At 58.4% G+C, this 373-nt stretch carries 1 rRNA gene; it reads left to right on the forward strand.

Annotated features, from left to right (window positions below):
• A 23S ribosomal RNA gene (locus IF83_RS0129555) occupies positions 1–373 on the forward strand; the annotation flags it as partial.

Genomic DNA, 373 nt, shown 5'->3' on the forward strand with positions numbered 1-373 from the left:
GAGGGAACGCGGGGAAGTGAAACATCTCAGTACCCGCAGGAAGAGAAAACAACCGTGATTCCGGGAGTAGTGGCGAGCGAAACCGGATGAGGCCAAACCAGTCACGTGTGATACCCGGCAGGGGTTGCGTGGTTGGGGTTGTGGGAGTTCTCTTGATCGGTCTGCCGGCCGGTCGGCGAGTCAGAAACCGTATGGGTAGGCGAAGGGCATGCGAAAGGCCCGGCGTAGAGGGTAAGACCCCCGTAGCTGAAATCTGTACGGCTCGTTTGAGAACCACCCAAGTAGCACGGGGCCCGAGAAATCCCGTGTGAATCTGGCGGGACCACCCGCTAAGCCTAAATATTCCCTGGTGACCGATAGCGGATAGTACCGT

It is taken from the genome of Streptomyces albus subsp. albus, assembly GCF_000719865.1.
In the GTDB taxonomy this organism is placed as follows: domain Bacteria; phylum Actinomycetota; class Actinomycetes; order Streptomycetales; family Streptomycetaceae; genus Streptomyces; species Streptomyces albus_E.